20 protein-coding genes are annotated in these 17,773 nt (G+C 73.6%); 11 read left to right on the top strand and 9 right to left on the bottom strand.

Going from position 1 to position 17,773, the window contains the following annotated elements; genetic code table 11:
• Positions 1 to 82: 82 nt before the first annotated feature.
• The 4 genes from ABZ862_RS14745 to ABZ862_RS14730 all read left to right on the top strand — a co-directional run bounded on the left by ABZ862_RS14745 (position 83) and on the right by ABZ862_RS14730 (position 2,610).
• Complete coding sequence (locus tag ABZ862_RS14745; RefSeq protein ID WP_360957175.1) at positions 83 to 604, top strand: VOC family protein; 522 nt, start codon at positions 83 to 85, stop codon at positions 602 to 604.
• Between the two features lie 26 nt (positions 605 to 630).
• Entirely contained in the window at positions 631 to 1,296 is a 666-nt protein-coding gene (locus ABZ862_RS14740) for a GntR family transcriptional regulator (protein ID WP_360957172.1), read from the top strand.
• Positions 1,297 to 1,644: 348 nt separating this feature from the next.
• A complete protein-coding gene (locus ABZ862_RS14735; protein ID WP_360957169.1) occupies positions 1,645 to 1,926 on the top strand; it encodes a hypothetical protein in 282 nt (93 codons plus the stop codon).
• Between the two features lie 225 nt (positions 1,927 to 2,151).
• On the top strand, positions 2,152 to 2,610 hold the full coding sequence (locus tag ABZ862_RS14730; protein ID WP_360957166.1) for a PaaI family thioesterase: 459 nt from the start codon (positions 2,152 to 2,154) through the stop codon (positions 2,608 to 2,610).
• Positions 2,611 to 2,689: 79 nt separating this feature from the next.
• Here the strand turns inward: ABZ862_RS14730 and ABZ862_RS14725 are convergent, their stop codons facing one another.
• Complete coding sequence (locus ABZ862_RS14725; RefSeq protein ID WP_360957164.1) at positions 2,690 to 3,694, bottom strand: YafY family protein; 1,005 nt, start codon at positions 3,692 to 3,694, stop codon at positions 2,690 to 2,692.
• A gap of 89 nt (positions 3,695 to 3,783) precedes the next feature.
• Here ABZ862_RS14725 and ABZ862_RS14720 point away from each other — a divergent pair, with 89 nt between their 5' ends.
• On the top strand, positions 3,784 to 4,182 hold the full coding sequence (locus ABZ862_RS14720) for a VOC family protein (RefSeq protein WP_360957161.1): 399 nt from the start codon (positions 3,784 to 3,786) through the stop codon (positions 4,180 to 4,182).
• On the opposite strand, the gene ABZ862_RS14715 is transcribed toward ABZ862_RS14720, so the two are convergent.
• The 6 genes from ABZ862_RS14715 to ABZ862_RS14690 all read right to left on the bottom strand — a co-directional run bounded on the left by ABZ862_RS14715 (position 4,096) and on the right by ABZ862_RS14690 (position 10,339).
• Entirely contained in the window at positions 4,096 to 5,106 is a 1,011-nt protein-coding gene (locus ABZ862_RS14715) for a DMT family transporter (RefSeq protein WP_360957158.1), read from the bottom strand. The genes ABZ862_RS14720 and ABZ862_RS14715 overlap by 87 nt on opposite strands.
• Positions 5,103 to 5,693, bottom strand: a complete 591-nt coding sequence (locus tag ABZ862_RS14710) for a TetR/AcrR family transcriptional regulator (RefSeq protein WP_360957373.1) — start codon at positions 5,691 to 5,693, stop codon at positions 5,103 to 5,105. The genes ABZ862_RS14715 and ABZ862_RS14710 overlap by 4 nt, the downstream gene beginning before the upstream one ends.
• 135 nt (positions 5,694 to 5,828) lie before the next feature.
• Entirely contained in the window at positions 5,829 to 6,500 is a 672-nt protein-coding gene (locus ABZ862_RS14705; RefSeq protein WP_360957155.1) for a lysophospholipid acyltransferase family protein, read from the bottom strand.
• A gap of 197 nt (positions 6,501 to 6,697) precedes the next feature.
• Positions 6,698 to 7,534, bottom strand: coding sequence for a hypothetical protein (locus ABZ862_RS14700; protein ID WP_360957152.1), 837 nt, complete (start codon positions 7,532 to 7,534; stop codon positions 6,698 to 6,700).
• 83 nt (positions 7,535 to 7,617) lie between these two features.
• The gene (locus tag ABZ862_RS14695; protein ID WP_360957150.1) at positions 7,618 to 8,820 is read right to left on the bottom strand and encodes a glycosyltransferase; all 1,203 of its coding nucleotides are present in this window, start codon (positions 8,818 to 8,820) and stop codon (positions 7,618 to 7,620) included.
• Between the two features lies 1 nt (position 8,821).
• Positions 8,822 to 10,339, bottom strand: coding sequence for an MAC/perforin domain-containing protein (locus tag ABZ862_RS14690; protein ID WP_360957147.1), 1,518 nt, complete (start codon positions 10,337 to 10,339; stop codon positions 8,822 to 8,824).
• A gap of 413 nt (positions 10,340 to 10,752) precedes the next feature.
• Between ABZ862_RS14690 and ABZ862_RS14685 the strand changes: the two genes are divergently transcribed.
• The 3 genes from ABZ862_RS14685 (at position 10,753) to ABZ862_RS14675 (ending at position 12,210) form a co-directional block, all read left to right on the top strand.
• The gene (locus ABZ862_RS14685) at positions 10,753 to 11,313 is read left to right on the top strand and encodes a hypothetical protein (protein ID WP_360957145.1); all 561 of its coding nucleotides are present in this window, start codon (positions 10,753 to 10,755) and stop codon (positions 11,311 to 11,313) included.
• Entirely contained in the window at positions 11,226 to 11,819 is a 594-nt protein-coding gene (locus ABZ862_RS14680) for an isochorismatase family cysteine hydrolase (protein WP_360957142.1), read from the top strand. The genes ABZ862_RS14685 and ABZ862_RS14680 overlap by 88 nt, the downstream gene beginning before the upstream one ends.
• Positions 11,820 to 12,030: 211 nt before the next feature.
• Positions 12,031 to 12,210: a hypothetical protein gene (locus tag ABZ862_RS14675; protein ID WP_360957139.1), complete on the top strand. Its 180-nt coding sequence runs from the start codon at positions 12,031 to 12,033 to the stop codon at positions 12,208 to 12,210.
• A 54-nt stretch (positions 12,211 to 12,264) separates the two neighbouring features.
• Here ABZ862_RS14675 and ABZ862_RS14670 read toward each other — a convergent pair whose 3' ends face one another.
• Positions 12,265 to 12,960, bottom strand: coding sequence for a GntR family transcriptional regulator (locus ABZ862_RS14670; protein WP_360957136.1), 696 nt, complete (start codon positions 12,958 to 12,960; stop codon positions 12,265 to 12,267).
• 179 nt (positions 12,961 to 13,139) lie between these two features.
• Between ABZ862_RS14670 and ABZ862_RS14665 the strand changes: the two genes are divergently transcribed.
• Positions 13,140 to 14,525, top strand: coding sequence for an amidohydrolase family protein (locus ABZ862_RS14665; RefSeq protein WP_360957134.1), 1,386 nt, complete (start codon positions 13,140 to 13,142; stop codon positions 14,523 to 14,525).
• A gap of 43 nt (positions 14,526 to 14,568) precedes the next feature.
• Here ABZ862_RS14665 and ABZ862_RS14660 read toward each other — a convergent pair whose 3' ends face one another.
• Positions 14,569 to 15,390, bottom strand: a complete 822-nt coding sequence (locus ABZ862_RS14660; RefSeq protein WP_360957131.1) for a BMP family ABC transporter substrate-binding protein — start codon at positions 15,388 to 15,390, stop codon at positions 14,569 to 14,571.
• A gap of 60 nt (positions 15,391 to 15,450) precedes the next feature.
• Between ABZ862_RS14660 and ABZ862_RS14655 the strand changes: the two genes are divergently transcribed.
• Positions 15,451 to 16,698 carry a methylenetetrahydrofolate reductase C-terminal domain-containing protein gene (locus tag ABZ862_RS14655; RefSeq protein ID WP_360957129.1) on the top strand — a complete coding sequence of 416 codons (1,248 nt, stop codon included), beginning with the start codon at positions 15,451 to 15,453 and terminating at the stop codon, positions 16,696 to 16,698.
• Positions 16,695 to 17,753: a hypothetical protein gene (locus ABZ862_RS14650; protein ID WP_360957126.1), complete on the top strand. Its 1,059-nt coding sequence runs from the start codon at positions 16,695 to 16,697 to the stop codon at positions 17,751 to 17,753. Before ABZ862_RS14655 ends, ABZ862_RS14650 begins: the two co-directional genes overlap by 4 nt.
• Positions 17,754 to 17,773 lie beyond the last annotated feature (20 nt).

Here is a 17,773-nt window from a genome sequence, read left to right as displayed (position 1 = left end):
CGAGCCGATGCCATAAACGCAGGAATTGACGGGAAAGCTTCGCCATCGTAGGTTCCGAATGGATCCATTACAAGGAGGGGCGATGAAGAAACCGACCGGACCGATCCCCGGCGTCACCGGGGTGGACCACTTCGGGGTGACGGTGCCCGACCTGGAGGAGGCGCGGGCGTTCTTCGTGGACGTGCTGGGGTGCGAGTACCTCTACTCGCTGGGGCCCTTCCAGCACGACGACCACTGGATGAGCGAGCACCTCGGCGTCGACGACGACACCGTGATGCGACGGCTGCACTTCTTCTCCCTCGCGGGACGGGCCGTCTTCGAGGTCTTCGCCTACGAGGCGGCCGGCCGACGCACCGTGCCGCCCCGCAACAGCGACGTCGGCGGCCACCACGTGGCCCTCTACGTCACGGACCTGGACGCCGCCGTCGCCCATCTGCGCGCGCTGGGCGTCACGGTGATGGGCGACCCGACCGCCAGCCGGGGGCCGAGCGAGGGCCAGCGCTGGGTCTACTTCCGCTCCCCGTGGGGGATGCAGTTCGAGCTAGTCTCCTACCCGGGCGGCAAAGCCTTCGACCGGGCCGGACGGCGGACCGGCGAGGACTGACCGCGTCGATCCGACAGAGGTGAGTGATGGGATCCGCAGCCAGCGGGCCGGAGATGACCGCCAGCCGGCGCATCGCGGAGATCATCCGCGCGCGGATCCTGGACGGCGAGCTGAGACCCGGTACCCGTATCCGGCAGGACGACCTGGCCGAGGAACTGAACGCCAGCCGGCTCCCGGTGCGCGAGGCGCTGCGCATGCTGGAGTCCGGCGGCCTGGTGACCCTGCGCTCCAACCGCGGGGCCTGGGTCTCCTCGCTCGACCAGCACGACTGCGAGCTGAGCTACACCATGCGCGAGCGGCTGGAACCGCTGCTGCTGGCCGAGAGCATGGGAAAGATCACGGCGGACGACGTGAACGACCTGAGGGGCCTGCAGGACCGTATCGAGCGGAGCGAGGAGGTCGAGGACTTCCTGCGGCTGGACCGGGAGTTCCACTGGCTGTCCTACCGGCACCACAACGCCCGTGAACTGGCCACCATCATCGCCCGGTTGTGGGACACCACCCAGCACTACCGGCGCGCCTACAGCCGGCTGGCCCACCACGACCGGCGCTGGGTGATCAACAGCGAGCACCGGCTGCTGATCGCCTCGATCGAGGACGGCGACTGCGAGATGGCCCAGCGCGTCCTGGAGACCCACATCGGCCGGACCCGCCGTGCCCTGCGGGCCCACCCGGAGATCTTCACCGACTGACCGGCTCCGCCGCGGGCGACGGCAGACCGGACGGGGTCGGCAGGCGGGACCCGAGCGGACGGGGCACGGCAGGCGGGCACGAGGGGCGAGGCTCGGCAGGCGGGCACGAGCGCGGGCCGCGGGGGGGCGTCGTCAGGCACGGGCGGGCGGCGGACGCCGGCCCCTGTTCCGGCGCGCCGCGGGGCTCCGGGTACCGGGCCGGTGTGCACGGAACCCGCGGGCGCCACCACCCGAACGGCCCAGCCGCAGCCCCGTCGCAGGTGCGGGGGCCACCCGGTCGGCCCACTCTGGACACGGACCTGTTGCCGTCGTGCGGCTTCAGTGATCACTGCTTCACCGGGAGGCATCGTGATCGTGGTGGCTCTGCTCGTGCCGGTCGTCCTCCTGCTCTTCGTCCTGGCCCTGGACGTGTTCGAGAACCTGCTGTTCCCCCCGGCGCCGACCGCGCCCCCGGAGGACACCGCCGAACAGGTGACCGGCCGTGGTCACGGCAACGGCCGGTCACCGGCGGTGACGCGCGCCGAAGATCACGCCTCTGCGCCCCTCGGCCCCGAGGCGCGCTGGCGGGCGCCCCGCCGCAGGCCCGGTGGCAGCGGTCCCGGCAGAGGGCGGTGCCGGCACGAGTGGTGAGCCGCGGGACGGATGCCGCGGCTCACGGCTGGCGCGATCGCGTCTGCCGCCCCTTGCCGGATCTCTCGTCCGCTTGGCAGACTGCCCGGCCGAGGCACCGGGTCCGGAGACGTACGGCCCGGCGGGCCGCCGTTCACCCGGTCCCGTGTACCGCCGGTGGTGAACGGCGCGGACCCTCCCGGGCCGAGGACCACGACCGTCGACGCGTAAGGCACGAGGAGAGCGGTGGACGACCGGACGTCACAGGAGCAGGCCGATCCGGCGGTACGGAAACGGATCCAGGAGAGCTTCGACCGGCAGGGCCTCATGCGCCACCTCGGGGCCCGCATCACCCACATCGCTCCCGGCCGGGTGCACATCACGCTGCACAAGCGGGCGGAGGTCACCCAGCAGCACGGTTACATCCACGCGGGCGCCACCAGTGCCGTCGCCGACAGCGCGGGCGGCTACGCGGCCTTCACGCTCTTTCCCGAGGACTCCACCGTCCTGACGGTGGAGTACAAGATCAACCTCCTGGCGCCCGCCGCGGGCGACCACATCGAGGCGGTGGGGACCGTGCTGAAGTCCGGCCGGACACTGACGGTGTGCCGGCTCCAGGTCTTCAGCGCGCAGGACGGGAAGAGGACACTCATCGCCACGGGGCAGCAGACGCTGATGTGCCTGGAGTCACGGCCCGACCGGTAGGGAGGCGGTCAGCCGGCACAGCCGTCGGCCGCTGTCGCCGCAGACGTCACTGCGGGCCACCGCCGGGGGCCGGGGTCCGTCATGCGCCGGTCGGGCCGCGCCGGGCGGAGTGGGTGAGCCGCTCGGCGAACGCCACGACGAGACCGCGGAGCTCGTCCGGGCGTTCGATGACGAAGGGCAGGTCCATCGAGGCGAGCACGGCGGGCAGCCAGTCGAGCCGTTCCACGCGCAGGTCGACCAGGGACCAGTGCCCGGTCGCCTCGTCCGCACCGCCCGGGGAGGGCGGTTCCCGCACGACCGCGAGGCCGGCGGGGAGCCGGGCGTGGATCTGCGCGGCGGTGCCCCGGATCCGCAGGGTCACCTCGTGCCGGTACGGGACGGTGGCGAGCCCTGTCAGGAGACGCTGCGCCGGATCGGGTCCGGCGGGGGGTTCGAAGGAGCCCGGCAGGGTCCGTACGTCGGTGACGCGGTCCAGGCGGAACGTCCGGTCCTGGCCGCCCTTCGTGAGGTCCCGGGCCGTCACGTACCACTTGCCCCCGTGGGCGACGAGTCCGTAGGGGTGCAGTGTGCGTTCGCTGCGGCGGCCGTCGGCGGCGGCGTACCGGATCGAGACCGGCCGGTGGTGGTTCACCGCGTCGGCGACCGGAAGCAGGACGCCGGACTCCGGCGGGAAGGATTCGCCGGGCGGGGCGGTGAGGGCGAGGGAGGCGAGCACCGCGTCGAGTCTGCGGCGCAGCCGCTCGGGCAGGACCCGCCGGATCTTGGCCGCCGCCGTCTCGCCCGCGGTCCCCGTGGCCGTGGCCAGGCCTGCCCGGCGGCCCGCGACCAGGCCGAGGAGCACGGCGAGTGCCTCGTCGTCGCTCAGCATGAGCGGGGGCAGGCGGAAGCCGGGGGCGAGCCGGTAACCGCCGTGGCGGCCGCGCAGCGACTCGACGGGCACGTCGAGATCGAGGAGGTGGCCGACGTAGTGCCGCACGGTGCGTTCGTCGACGCCCAGCCGGCCGGCGAGTTCGGCCGCGGTCCGGGTACCGCCGGACTGCAGGAGCTCCAGCAGGGTCAGCACGCGGGCGAGGGGACGGGACATGCCTGAAGTCTGCCGCGGATACCGGGCGGGTTCCGCCCGGTATCCGTCGTAGCGTCCACGGCAGAGCACCGAACGACCAGGAGAAACCCGTGAACCTTGTCTCTGTCCGGATCATCACGGACGACGTCGCCCGCCTCGCCGGCTTCTACGAGCGGGCCACCGGGATACCCGCCGTCCGGGCCGGCGAGGACTTCGCCGAGCTCCGGACCGCCTCGGGCACCCTCGCGATCGGCAGCACCCGTACGGTCCCGCTGTTCGCGCCCGGCGCCGCCCGTCCGGCCGCGAACCGCAGTGCCGTCATCGAGTTCCTCGTCGACGACGTGGACCTGGTGCACGGGAACCTGACCGGCATCGTGGCGGACTTCGTCAACGGGCCCACCACGATGCCCTGGGGCAACCGCTCACTCCTGTTCCGCGACCCCGACGGCAACCTCGTCAACTTCTTCACGCCCGTCACGCCCGCGGCCGTCGCGAAGTTCGCCCGGTGAGGGAGGACCGCCGGCCCCCGGGGCGGTCAGGACGGTGAGACAGGCGATGACGAGCGCGATGCCGGCCCAGCCGGCGGCGGGCAGCCGTTCACCGACGACCAGGACCGCGAGGACGGCCGCGACGGCGGGTTCGAGCAGGGACAGCGTGGTGGCCGTGCTGGCCGGTACGTGCGCGAGTCCCCAGCCGAACAGGACGTAGCCGGTGAACATGGGCACCGACGCCATGTAGGCGCCGACGGCCGCGTCGGGCCAGGACGCGACGAGCGGGGCACCGGTGCATGCCAGGACGGGCAGGAGGAGCAGTCCGCCGAGCCCGAAGACGGCTCCCATCGCCGCGCGGGAGGGGATCCCCCGGGTGATCAGCCGGTGCGCGGCCCAGGAGTAGAGGGCGTACGTCGCGGCTGCGACGAGTCCCAGGCCGACGCCGGACAGGGTGCCGGCCACGGAGTGCCGCCCCGCGTGGCCCGGGGCGCGGGCGGCTTCCGCGACGCACAGCAGGACCGCGCCGAGCAGGCCCAGGGAGGCCGCGAGCAGCCAGCGGCGGGTGAGGCGGCGGCCGTCCGCCACGCGCTCGATCACCGCCGAGAGGAGAGGGGCGGTGCCGATCGACACCACCGTGCCGACGGCGACACCGGCCAGGTGCATGGAGCTGTAGAACGCCAGGGGGTACACGGCCACGGAGCCGGCGCCGAGCAGCACCGTGCCGCGCCGCTCGCGCAGCCGGCCCGTGTACCGGGCGAGCCGCGGGGCGGCGGCGAGGGCCTGGAGCAGTCCGCCCAGTCCCATGGCGGCGGCGCCGATCGCGAGGGGGCCCGCGTCGGGCGCGAAGGTGGCGGCCGTCCCCGTCGTCCCCCAGAGCACCGAGGCGGCCAGCACGCAGAGCGCGCCCGTCCGCGCGGGGCGTCCGCGGCCGGGGCCGTTCACAGCCGGTCCAGGAGGGCCGCGGCCATCGACCGGGCGTGCCGGAGGCGTTCCCCGTCGCCCTCCAGGCCGGCGCGGGCCATCGCGCCCTCCAGGAGGAAGGCGAGGTGCTCGGCCGCCGTGTGCGCCGCACCGGGGCGGCCGGGCAGCAGCTCGCGCAGATGGCCGCCGATCAGCCGTTCGACCTCCTCCTTGTGGGCGCGCACCACGGCCCGCCCGTCGTCCCCGGCCGGGAGTTCGGCGGCGGCGTTGAGCAGTCCGCAGCCGCGGAACCCGTGCGCGTACGCGGACTCCGCGTGGTCGGCGTAGGCGTCGAACACCGCCAGCACCCCCTCGCGCGGCCCGTCGGCGTGCTCCAGCCGGGCCCGGTACAGGCCGAGCCATTCCTCGTGCCGGGCGTCCAGGTAGGCCCTGACCAGGTCGGCCTTCGAGGAGAAGTTGTTGTAGAGGCTCATCTTCGCCACGCCCGCCTCGGCGGTGATCGTGTCGATACCGGTCGCCGTCACCCCGTCGGCGTAGAAGCGGCGGGCCGCCGCGGCCAGCAGCCGCTCACGCGCCGGCCGCCGTCTGCCGGTCTCCGGCCCGGTCATGTCGCTCTCACCTGTCACCCTCGCCTCATTAGGTAGGTAGGTCTACCTAATATAGCGGGCGTCCGGGGGCGTCCGGGGGCGGCCGGACCGGCCGTCCGCCGGACCGCGCCGACGACCGGCTCGTCCGGGACCCCGTCAGCGCGGCGGCCGGACCGTCCCGGTGCGCTCGTCCAGCCGGGCGGCCGCGGTGCGCCAGGCGGCCGTCACCGCGAGGTGTGCCTGTGCCGTGCGCACGGCCAGATCGCCGTCGAGGAGGACCGGCGCCCCCACATGGACATGCAGGGGCGGGCGGCGCAGCGGTGCGGTCGCCGCCCCGACGAACTGTTTGGCGGCGTTCCCGGAACTGATCCGGCGGGCTCCCGCCTGGCCGACGGGCACGACGGGGGCGCCCGTGCGCCCGGCGAGGCGTGCCAGGCCGCTGCGGAAGGCGCCGGGCGCGAAGTCCGCGGCGTCCGTGCGCGACGGGAGGCCCCCTTCGCCGTAGATCAGGACCAGCCGGCCCCGTTCCAGCGCGTCCGCGGCGAGGTCGAGGCAGCGGGCGGCGCGCCGGTCTCCCCGGTGCACCGGGATGTGGCCCTCGCGGGCGAGGGCCCGGCCCAGCAGGGGGACGCGCCACAGGCCCGCGGCGGCCATGACGACCGGTTCGGCGCCCAGGCGGTGCAGTGCCGCGAGGACGACCGCCGGGTCGGCGAGCGAGGTGTGGTTGGCGGCGACGATGCTGCCCGGTGCGAGGCCCGTCCCGCTGTCCGTGCTCACGCGCAGCCGTCCGGCGGCCGGTATCAGGACGTGGGCGAGGCGGCTGAGCATAGGGTCTCCCGGGCTGTGCGGTCGTGGTTTCCCACCATCATCGGGAGCGGGGACCCGCCCGGCCTGAGCACGCGTACTCATCCGGCGGCGGACCGGGTACCCGGTCCGGGTCCTTCGGGACCGCCCCGGCCTGGCCGGTCGCCGCGTCGGGCTCCCGCCGAGAACCCACGTCGGCCACCCGCGCCCGGAGGGTGCCGTCAGGAACGGAAGGCTTTTTGATAGAGACTCAGCACGTCGCTGTCGAAGTAGGGCGAGAAGTCCTCGACCGGGAACTCGTCGGTGCTGTAACTCTCCACACCGTTGGCGTAAGGGTGTCCGGGGACCAGCCAGGGGCCGCCGCTGGCCCCGGCGGTCAGGTTCCCGTCCATCCCGATCGTGTTCAAGGTGGGCTGGCGGGTGAAGTCGCCCCGGCAGCTCCACATCCAGCGCCCGTCGAAGTCGTAGGAGGGGACGGTGACACTCGGGTAGGCGAGGACGTCCCACTCACGGATCCCGGGCCGGTCGACGAGGAGTTCGAAATGCCCGGTCACATCGCCCAGCACGCTGTAGCCGTTCGTACCGCCCAGGCCGACCTTGCTGAATCCGTAGTCCCAGGCATGATTGACCTGTGCCTTCCACTGATCGGGGACCACGGGCTCATCGAACAGGGGCCACTTGCCCAAGGGCGCCAGGAGGTTCTGGTAGCCCGGCACGTATGCCGCATTGGTGAGGTATTCTCGCGGCTTGATCCCGTACAGACAGTGGGCGGCGGTGAGGATGCCGTTGCGGGTGATGGCCGATGCGCTGCCGCGGCGGTCCACGCCTTCACGGACGTAGAACAGGGCGCCCGCGCGCCGGTAGTAGGGGCTGTAGGCCGGGTCCTTCACCAGGGTCGTGGTGAATCCGCCGGGCAGCTCGGTCTGCGGTGCCGGGAACTCCGGGGCCGCGGTACGCGTGCCCTCCGGCAGGGCTGCCGCCATCCGCCCCGGCGTCCAGTATTCGTCGATCTCGAGCCAGCGCTCGTGGTGTGCGCGTTCGGTGTGTGTCCTGGACATGGTGTGTCTTCCTTCCGCGTAGGTCTTCGGGAGTCGGTGCCGGTTGCTGTGACGGGCGCCCGACGCGATCGGTCACCTCTGGTTCAGCACGGCGTGCCGCGCCGGGTCATCGCCTCCCGGAGCAGCCGGTCCCAGACGGCGGCCACGGCCGGCCGGGCCAGCGCGGGGTCGAGCGCGCGGGCCCGGGCCCGGCGGCCGTACTCGCGCAGGGTGCCCGGTTCGGTGGCCAGCCGGACCAGGGCCGCGGTGAGCGCGGCCGGCATGGTGTCCTCGCCGGTGGGCAGCAGCACGGCCGCGTCGCCCCAGATCGCCCGCTGCCCGTCGTGCCCGGGCACGATCTGCGCGGCTCCGGTGCGGGCGTGCTCGAAGGCGACGAAGCCCCAGCTCTCCCCGTCGGCGGTGTTGACCCCGACGTCGGCGGCACGGTAGAGCCACCGGAGTGCGGCCTCGCCGGTGTCCGGGTGGTCGTCGCCCGCGGCGGTGCAGACGACCCGGTCGGCCACGCCGAGCCGCCGGGCGGTGGCGATCACGTCGGTCCCGAAGTCCCGCCGCCCCATGTGCAGTACCAGCCGGGCGTGTCCGTGCCCGGCCCGCACCAGCCCGGCGAAACCGGCCAGCGTACGGTCGATCCGCTTGCGGCCGGTGTTGCGGTTGGCGTTGAGCACGACGAAGGCCGAGGCGAGGTCGGGACGGCCGGGCCAGAGGCGGGCCCTGGCCGTCGCCCGGTCCGTCGCCCGGTCCCGGTCCCGCCCCGGTCCAGTGGCACCGGTCCCGTCCGTCTCCGGGCCGTCCGCCGTCAGACCGTGCGGCACCACCCGCACGGCCGGTGCGGGCCCGCGGGCCGCGACCAGCGCGGCGCGGGCCGGTTCGTGGGGTACGACGGCCAGGTCGAGGCCGTCCAGCCAGGACGCGATCTCCGGCGCGTCCGCCGTCCGCTCGACCTGCACCGCCGCCACGGCCGGCCGGGTCCCCCGGCCGGCCAGCCACCCCGCGTGCAGGCCGGGCAGAACGGCTTCGTGCAGGAACAGCAGCGCGTCCGGCGCCAGCCGGTCGGCCAACAGCGGGACCTGGACCAGTCCGTAGCCGTCGCCCTCGACCTGGCCGCGGTGCACCTGCCAGGGCCGCGCGATGCGCAGGCCGGCGTCGCGGACCTCGAACTGGTGGATGTCCCACCGGTCCGTCAGGGCGCCCAGCAGGCCCTCGGCGTGCCGTGCGTAGCCGGTGTGCCGCTGGGACTCCCCGACCACCAGCAGCCGCGGACGCGACCGGCGTGGCGCCGCCGGCATCTCAGGCCCCGGCGGGCAGGGGTGCCAGGCCGAACGTGTACGGGGCGTCGTAGGCCAGCCGGTAGAAGTAGGCGTCCAGGCCGAGCCGGGCGGGCTGGTCCCAGGCCGACGTGAACGCCTCGAGTCCGCTGTCGGCACCCTCGTCGAACACGCCGATGAGCGCGTAGGCGGTGTTGTGGGCGTTGCCGCTGCCCGGAACGGCGTTCTGCACCCACCGCTGGAGCGTCTCGCCGCCGCCCGCCGAGCGCAGCAGGCCGTAGAAGTCGCTCTCCGGCGAGCAGTTGTACTTCAGGCCGAAGGCGCACGCCACCAGGATGTGGTTCTCGTCGGCGTGCCCGGACTCGCGGATGTCGCGTGCCATGGTCCGGTACACCTGCTGGAACGAGGACGGCCAGTTCCTGTCGAAGGTGTAGTACCGGTCGAACACCACCTTCGCCGGGGTGCTCACGTCGCGCCGGTCCAGGACGGCGATCTGCCAGCCGGACAGCGTCTCGGGCGGGGTGGACGGCTTCACCTGGAAGCCGAGGGTGACCGTGGGGGCCTGGGCGGCCGGGCTGGTGGCCTCGATCGTGATCCGCGGGTGCATGGTCCTGCCGAACAGCAGCCAAGCCTGCCGGACCACCGCCTTCTTGTCGCCGCACACGTTCCAGATGCCGCTGAGCTTGTACTCCGACACCGCGGGGTTGTCGCTGATCGTCTCCAGCCAGCCGTTGAACGCGTCCACCGTCTTGTCGCTGGGGTTGCGGGAGTCGATGGACTGCAGGTGCGCGGCGCCGATGGCGTCGCCGCCCGTGGTCGCGATCGACAGCGTGGAGTTCTCCGCGTAGGTCTTCCACTCCTGGCTGGCCAGGATGCCGGCCGAGATGCTCCCGCTGCTGAACAGGCCGGTGTACTGGACCTCCAGCATCGCGCTGATCTGGGTGACCGAGTCGGTGGTCGCCTTGCTGACGCCGTTGTAGAACTCCAGTGAGGCACCGAGCGACACCTGGCTGGTGTAGTACCCGCCGAACCGGGCGAAGAAGTCGGCGAAGACCGGCAGGTCACGGTCCGTCACCGTGTCCGGCAGCTTGGCCACCGCCTCGCTGAAGTCCGCGGTGAGGAACGTGGTGTCGGGGTTGAGCTGGAGGTGGCCCAGCCGGGTGTAGAAGTTCTTGAACGTGTAGTAGTACTCGGTGCTCCGCGCGTAGTCGGTCGCGAACGCCGCCTTCAGTTCACCGCTGAACTCGCCGTACTTGCCCTCGACCCCGGCGAACACGGCGACCTTGTTCTGGAAGCCCTCGCGCGAGGTGAACGTGCCGCTGTTGTACGTCGACGAGGTGTCCTGCACACCCCGGACGACGGCCGGGATCTGGTAGTCCCTGCCCAGGAACGTGAAGACGGACGTGGGCGTGTCGTCCAGGTCGAAGATCGGCCGCAGCAGGCTCTCGGCGCCGTACACGCCGTACACGTCGAACCCCTGCCCCAGGGCGTTCGCCTGGGACAGGAACGGCAGGTCCTGCGCCATCGGTTCAGTGGTCATGGATTCCCCCGGTCGGAACGTGGTCGGAACGCCCGGGCGGCACGGGATCGGCCCGTCCGGCCCCTGGGCGCACGGCGGTCTGTCGGCCGCCGGGATGAGGGAGCCGCGGTCGGCCCCGCTGATACACCCGTCACCGGGAATGGCTGTCGGCCCTGTGATGCCGGAAGAGTCGCAGGCCCAGCGGCACTCGGGGCGCCGGGGAAGAGGCTGCGGAGGAGCACCGGGCACCCGGATACCGGTCCTCGGTTACGCCGGATGACCCGCGACCGGAGCACAGCGCACTACGCACCGGGTACGTCTACAAGGCCGTAGTCCGCGGTCGGCGCGGCGGTGCCAGCGTACGCGGGTCCCGCGGCGGCCCGGCCTGCCGGGGACCGGGCCGGTGACCCACCGCCGGCGCCCCGGAACTGATGATGATGGACGAACCCTTCGCGGCGCTCGACGAGTTCACCCGCGAGAACGTGCAGAAGAAGTTGCTGCGTCTGTGGCGCGCCAACGACTTCTCCGCCATGTTCATCACCCACTCCGTCCCGGAGGCCGTCACGCTCGGCCACCGCATCGTCGTGATGGCCGCCCGTCCCCTCACCCCCGGCGCCGCACCACAGCGCCTGACCCTGGACCTGGAACGCACCGCGATCGTCGTCGTCGACATGCAGAACAACTTCTGCGCCCCCGGCGGCCGGCTCGACAGCGTCGGCGTGGACATGCGCGGCACCGCGGCGGCCGGGCCCCTGGCACGCCTGCTGGCCCCGTTGGGTGCGGTCGGCGTACCGGTCGTCCGGGGCAACCGGCCCGACCTGGCCAACCTGCCGCCCGGGGTAGGCATGTATACGGCAGTGACGGCCCGGGAGGCGGCATCGGCGACCGTGCCGGTGCCGGCGAGGCCGTGCCGACGGCCGGGAGCTGGGGCGCGGCCGTCATCGACGCCCTGTCACCACAGGACGACGACGTCCATGTCGACGAGTACCGGATGAGCGGCTTCACCGACACCCCGCTCGACTCCGTGCTGTGCAACAGGCGCATCGAGACCCTGCTGTTCGCGGGCGTCGACGCCGACCAGTGCGTGCCGGCGCCCCTGGTGGACGCCGCCGGTCCCGGCCATGACGTGGTCCTGGTCGAGGGGGCCGGCGCCACCACCTCGCCCGCGTACCGCCTCGACGCCACCCTCTGCACCGTCCGTCAGTGTTTCGGGTCCACCAACTCCCGACGCCCTGACCGCCGCGCTCCCGGCGTACGGACGACTCCGCCAGGGCGTCCGACCGCTCCCGCCGGGCGCACGGCGCCCGGCGCAGCTCACCCACAGCCCGGGAAGCGCGGGCGGTGCCCCCGGCGTCAGACGCCGTGCGATGGTCCGGCCCGCGTTGTCGGACACGCCCCGGCTCGCACTCCGGTCACGTCCGGAAGGATCATCTCCCATGGCCGCAGCGCCCGTTCCGAAGCACGTCGACGACCTCCCCACCCACCGCGTCTCCCCCGGTGACACCGTCGAGCCGGCCCATCCGACCGGCCCCCGCCAGGGATCGCCCACCGGCGTCTTCCTCGAGGTCCGGGACCCGGAGGGCAGCCGGCCCGACGACTCCCCCCGGACTCCGTGGAGATCTTCGTCTTCCTGTCCGGCGAGGGCCGGGCGGTGTCCGACGAGCACACCGTCGAGGTGCGGGCCGGCGACATGCCGTCCCGCCCCGGGTTCGGTGCACCCCATCGTCAACACCTCGCCGGCGGAACGTCTGTACGCCGTCACGATCATGGCGAACGATCTCGGCGCCATGCAGCGGGGCTTCGAGCACCTGGTCACCTCCGGGCAGCCGGCGGTCCTGGACGACACGGACAAGGCGGCGGTCTTCCCGGGGTTCACCGCGCCGAGGCGCTGACCGGCGTACCGGCCGGGCCGCCGCGGAGGGCCAAAGGGCCCGCCGTACCCGGCGTCAGTGCTGGGCGTTGCGCAGCATCGTGTACGGCACCAGCCCGCCGCGGTGGTGCTCCTCCGCACGGAACAACCGCTCACCGTGGCGGGACACGCCGACGACACAGAGGCTGAGCACCGCCGCCCCGGCCACCGTGTCCAGCAGCTCCGCGGCGGCGCCCTCCGCGATCGCCGCGGTGAGCTGGACCCGTTCCCACTCGATCGGGGTGCCCCGCAACTCGCCCACGATGCCGTAGACGGAGGCGTCCGGGTCGGCCGGCGCGTACGGCCGCCGGCGCGCGGGCACCACGTCGCGCGCCACCATCACCGGCACGTCGTCGGCCAGCCACCGCTTGGTCGTCGCCCACGCGCTGCTCCCCGGTTCGGCGCCGAGGTCGTCCGCGGCCCGCTCGTCGAGCACCGTCCAGCCGGCGTCGACGACCTCCACCCGGGCCGTCAGACCGGCGTCCCGCAAGGCCTGGGAGTACTCCAGCGCGGCATCGATGCGCACACCGGCGTCGACCGCCGCGGGGTTGGGGAAGGTGCCCTGCCGGGGATGGCGGCGCAGCAGTCCCGCCGACTCCATCCGGATGAGTTCTTCCCTGACGGTCGGCCGGCTCACTCCGAGCGCCGCCGCGATCTCCACCTCAGGAGGCAGGGGCACCGCGTCACGGGCTGCCTGGCGCCACAGGGTGAGCAGGCTCTGTCTGACATCCACGGAGCCATAGTGCGCCGTGCCCCGCCCGCAGGGCAACGCACCTCCCGTTCGACGAAACCGACCCGAAATAACCGGGAAAATCACCAGTTACGGCGAGGTCGTACCTTTGCCGCATCCCGCTCCCCGGCGGACGACTTCATCCGCGCAGTCGCGCACCCTCTGCAGATCGCGAGTACCCGATGCCCGTTGCCGCTCCCGCCGACCTGCTCGTCACCGATGCCCTGCTCGTCGAGACCGAGCCCGACCCGCGGGTCGTCCCCGGCGCGTGGTTCGCGGTCCGCGACGGTGTCGTGACCGCCAGGGGAACCGGCCCGGTGCCGTCCGGGGTGACCGTGGGCCCCGGGACCGAACGGCTCGACGCGGCCGGGGCGTTCGTCGCACCCGGCTTCGTCTCCGGCCACAGCCACACCTTCACCAGCGGATCCCGCGGACTCGGTGTCGGCGAGCGGCTCTACGGCTGGGCCGAGGCGATGTACGCCGTCACGCTGGACGCAGGCCCGGACGACGTCTACTGGTGCGTGCTGCACGGCGCGCTCGACCACGTCGTCAGCGGCACCACCACCGTGTTCGACTTCACCGACCCCAGGACGACCTGGCAGCCGATGGCCGCCGGCCGGCGGGCCCGCCCGGCGGACACCGTACGCGGCACCGACTGGCTGACCCGGCAGCTCGACGCCCGTATGGACAGCGGCATCCGCTTCGTCGGCGCCTACCAGATCGAACAGGACACCTTCGGCGCCGACACCGGGACCCGCGTGTTCGGCGACATGGTGGCGGACCTGCGTTCCCGCGACCGGGCATTCGCGCTCGACGCAGCCGTCTACGGGGCCGTGCAGTGGAGTGCGGACGCCTCCAGCGCACGGCTGGAGGCGCGGATGATGCGCGAGCACGGACTGCGCAACCACGCCCATCTGCTGGAGACCCCCGACCAACTCACCGAACAGCTGGCCAAGGTCGCCTGGTACGTGGAGGCCGGAGCGATAGGACCGGACTTCACCTTCGGGCACTTCGTCCAGGCCACCGCGGACATCGTGGAACTCGCCGCCGAACGCGGGGCGGGCGTCTCCTGGCAGCCCGCCGCCAACGGCCGGCTCGGGTCCGGCGTCCTCGACGTCCCCGAACTGCTGCGCCGCGGGATCACGCTGGGCATGGGCCTGGACGACCAGGCGTGCAGCGATCTCAGCAATCCCTGGCAGAACATGCGGCTCGGTCTCTACGGAGCCCGCGCCACCTGGCGGGACCCGGCGGCCGTCTCCCCGGCGGACGTGCTGCGCGCCCACACCCTCGGCGCCGCCGAGACCATGGGCGTAGCGGACCGGGTGGGCTCCCTCTCCGTCGGCAAGTACGCCGACTTCCTGGTCGTGGACCCCCGGCGGCCCGACATCGGACCGCTGTGGAGCCCGCTGGACAACTACGTGCTCTCCTGCGACCTGCGCAATCTGCGCGAGGTACGGATCGGGGGCCGCCTCGCCGCCCGCGACGGCGTCGCCACGGCCCCGCTCGCGGCCCGCGCCTCGGACGAACTGCACGCCCGCTTCGACGCCGCGGCGGGAGGTCGCGGATGAGCCTCCGGTGGCCCGGGCGTCGCCGCCGCGCGGCCGCCACCGCTCAGCCCGTGGCGGCCAGCTCGCGCACCCGGGCCGCGATGTCCTCCCCGACACCGTCCGCCAGCGCCAGCCCCACGTCGCCGCTCTCCAGGGAGCACACGTACAGCGACGGCGTCGGGCGTCCCGCGACCGCCTCGCGCACCAGCCGGACGAGCACGCCGGTGATGTCGCTGGTGACGGCGGCGACATGGGCGTCGATCCCGGACAGGAAACCGATCGTGGGGACCCCGCGGTCCGCCGCGGCGGCCGTCGCCGCCATACCCGCCGAGTCCGCGGAGTGCGCCACCAGCGCACACCCCGCTCCGTCCGTCATCGACACCCCGGCCGCCGCCCCCTGGGCCACGTCGTCGAAGGCGGTGACGAACCGCACCTCGAGGGCGCGCCGGGGGTCCGCCGCCCGCAGGCCGCGGGCGAAGGCGTCGGCGAACCGCAGCTGGGTGTCGACGGTGGGTCCGGCCACCAGGCCGACCGGCCCCGTCCGCCCCTGCTCCCGGGCGATCAGCCCGGCCGCCGCGCCCGCGGCCCGGCCGCCCAGGTGCCACGACCAGTCCACCGAGGTCACGTTCGCGTCCGTCGGCGTCGCCGGCCGGTCGCTGAGGACCACCCGCTGGGCGCGGTCGGGGCGCGCCCGCACCAGCGCCTCGTACTGGATGCCGTGCGCGACCGCGACGGCCCAGTGCCCCGGCAGCGCCGCCGGCGTGCCGGGCACCACCTCGACCTCCAGCCCCTCCGAGCGGAGCGTCTGAGCCGCGGCGAGCGCTCCGTCGACCCAGCTGCGGTCGCCGCCGACGTGGGGCACCACGAATCCGACCACACCGTTCACGCGTCTCTGCTCCGTTCCTCCCGGACAGCGCGCACCGTCACTCGTCCCGGGAAGGACACGATGAGCACAAGGACCGAACTGCCGATTCTCGCCGACTGCCCGAAATCAATGATCGCAGGCCCCTGCGGCGGGGTGTTCGGCGACGGCGGCTGCGAGATCGCACCGGATCACGGATGCGTGTTCCTCGACCCGGCCGAGGCCCGCTCGCACGGCGACCGCGCGCGGCTCCTGCTCTCCCCTCCGGTCCCGTCCGCCCCGCCGGCCGCCGGGCCCGTCAGCGGGCTGGACCGCGCGCTGCGCCGCGGCGAGTTCGCGGTCGTCGCCGAGGTGAACGGCACCGACAGCGCGGACGCCTCCGGTTTCGTCGCCGCCGCCCGCTCGATCGCCGCCGTCGCCACGGTCGTCTCCGTCACCGACCACTCCGGCGCCAACGTCCACATGGGCAACGTCGCCGCGACGGCGCACCTGCTCGCGGCCGGTATCGAGGTGATGCCCACCTTCTCCCAGCGGGACCGCAACCGGATCGCCCTCCAGGGCGACCTGCTGGGCGTCACCAGCCTCGGCGCCCGCAACATCCTCGCCGTCACCGGCAACCATCCCCGCGTCGGCGACACCCCGGACGCCAAGCCGGTCTTCGACTTCGACAGCCCCCGTTTCCTGCGCGCCGCCGACCGGCTGCGGCACGAGGGCCGGTTCACCAACGGAAGGAGCGTGGAGGTCCGGCCGTCCTTCCTGCTCGGCGCGACCGCCCACCCGTTCGCGCCGGACCTCGCCGACCGGCCCCGCCAGGTGCTGCGCAAGGTGCGCGCCGGCGCCGACTTCGTCATCTCGCAGCACATCTTCGACCTGCCGGTGTGGCGCGCGTTCGTCCGGCGGCTCAACGCCGAACGTGCCCACGTACGCCCGTTCTCGCTGCTGGGCGGGGTGGCGATCCTGCCGGACGAGCCCATCGCACGCGCCGTCAACGCCGGGCTGCGGGGCTTCTCCATCCCCGAGGACCTCCTCACCCGGCTGCGCCAGTCCCGCGACCCGCAGGACACCGGCCTGGACATCGCCGCCGAGACCGTCGCCGAACTGCGGGCGGCCGAGGGCGTGCACGGCGTCCTCCTCGCCCCCGTCACCGGCCGCCAGAACGCCCTGGCCGCCTCGCGGGAGCAGATCGAGCTCATCGCCGAGGTGCGGCGCAGGGCCGGCATCGCCGTCGGCCCCGGCACCACGGTCGCCGCCGGGGGCGCCCTGCCGGTCGCCGCCGTGGGGCCCGCCGTCCCCGCACACCCGGCCGGTTCCCTCGAGGGGGCCGCCCGATGAGCACCGGTCCCACCGTCATGACCGTCCTCGGCCCCGTCGCGGCGAACGAGCTGGGCGTGACCCTCATGCACGAGCACCTCGTCTCCAACGCGGTCGCCCAGTGGTCGCCGCCAGAGGACCCGGCCCGTCTCGCCGAGTTCGTCGCGGAGTACGAACCGGCGATGCACGGGCGGGTACAGCTCGACCCGTTCTCCTACCGCTCCGCCATGCAGCAGCTCTCCCTCGATGTCGCCCTCACGGAACTCCGGCGCTTCCGGGCGGCCGGCGGCGGCACGGTGGTCGACCTCGGCGTCCCCGGCTTCGGCCGTGACCACGTAGCCCTTCAGGTGCTGTCCCGGCTCAGCGGCGTGCACATCGTCATGGGCTGCGGCGAGTACGTCGAGCACTCCCACTCGCCCTACGTCCGCCACGCGCCCGCCGAGACCGTGCGCGATGTCGTCCTCGGCGAGTTCCACGACGGCGTCGGCACCACCGGCATCCGCGCCGGTGTCATCGGCGAGATCGGCACCGGCAACCCCGCCACCGCCGAAGAACTGAAGGTGCTCACCGGGGCCGCGCTGGCCGCCATGGAGACCGGCGCCGCGCTGAACATCCACCGCTCCATCCAGCCCGACCCGCTGGCCGGGCTGGCCGGACTCGACCATGTCCTCGGCCTCGGCCTCGACCCGTCCCGGGTGGTGGTGTCGCACTGCGACGAGCGTCCGGAGCACGCTTTCGCCCTGGAGGTCGCCCGGCGCGGCGCCTGGGTCGAGCTCGACACCTTCGGCATGGAGCAGTGGGCCGTCTCCGCCCGGCGCGGCGACGGCTTCCCGCGGCGCTCCTTCGACCACGACCGCATCGGGATGCTGCTCGCCCTGCTGGAGGCCGGGCACGAGGAGCGCATCCTCCTCAGCCACGACATCGCGATGAAGCCGCAGTTCACCGCCTACGGCGGCTGGGGCCTGACCCATCTGCTGGAGAACGTGCGCCCCCGGGCGATCGCCGCGGGCGTCCCCGCGGACACCTGGGACCGCCTGCTGACCGACAACCCCCGCCGGGCCCTCACCGGCCGCTGACCTCTCCGCGGGCCCGCCGG

This window comes from Streptomyces sp. NPDC047000, from assembly GCF_040644295.1.
Lineage (GTDB): Bacteria > Actinomycetota > Actinomycetes > Streptomycetales > Streptomycetaceae > Streptomyces.
Note: the sequence above shows the minus strand (reverse complement) of the source record. Positions and strands in the feature narration are given on the sequence as shown.

Coding starts and splice junctions, on each gene's coding strand:
- ABZ862_RS14745 (WP_360957175.1), top strand. CDS start 83: ATGAAGAAACCGACCGGACCGATCCCCGGCGTCACCGGGGTGGACCAC.
- ABZ862_RS14740 (WP_360957172.1), top strand. CDS start 631: ATGGGATCCGCAGCCAGCGGGCCGGAGATGACCGCCAGCCGGCGCATC.
- ABZ862_RS14725 (WP_360957164.1), bottom strand. CDS start 3,694: ATGTCCCGTCCCCTCGCCCGCGTGCTGACCCTGCTGGAGCTCCTGCAG.
- ABZ862_RS14710 (WP_360957373.1), bottom strand. CDS start 5,693: ATGACCGGGCCGGAGACCGGCAGACGGCGGCCGGCGCGTGAGCGGCTG.
- ABZ862_RS14705 (WP_360957155.1), bottom strand. CDS start 6,500: ATGCTCAGCCGCCTCGCCCACGTCCTGATACCGGCCGCCGGACGGCTG.
- ABZ862_RS14700 (WP_360957152.1), bottom strand. CDS start 7,534: ATGTCCAGGACACACACCGAACGCGCACACCACGAGCGCTGGCTCGAG.
- ABZ862_RS14695 (WP_360957150.1), bottom strand. CDS start 8,820: ATGCCGGCGGCGCCACGCCGGTCGCGTCCGCGGCTGCTGGTGGTCGGG.
- ABZ862_RS14690 (WP_360957147.1), bottom strand. CDS start 10,339: ATGACCACTGAACCGATGGCGCAGGACCTGCCGTTCCTGTCCCAGGCG.
- ABZ862_RS14685 (WP_360957145.1), top strand. CDS start 10,753: ATGATGGACGAACCCTTCGCGGCGCTCGACGAGTTCACCCGCGAGAAC.
- ABZ862_RS14665 (WP_360957134.1), top strand. CDS start 13,140: ATGCCCGTTGCCGCTCCCGCCGACCTGCTCGTCACCGATGCCCTGCTC.
- ABZ862_RS14655 (WP_360957129.1), top strand. CDS start 15,451: ATGAGCACAAGGACCGAACTGCCGATTCTCGCCGACTGCCCGAAATCA.
- ABZ862_RS14650 (WP_360957126.1), top strand. CDS start 16,695: ATGAGCACCGGTCCCACCGTCATGACCGTCCTCGGCCCCGTCGCGGCG.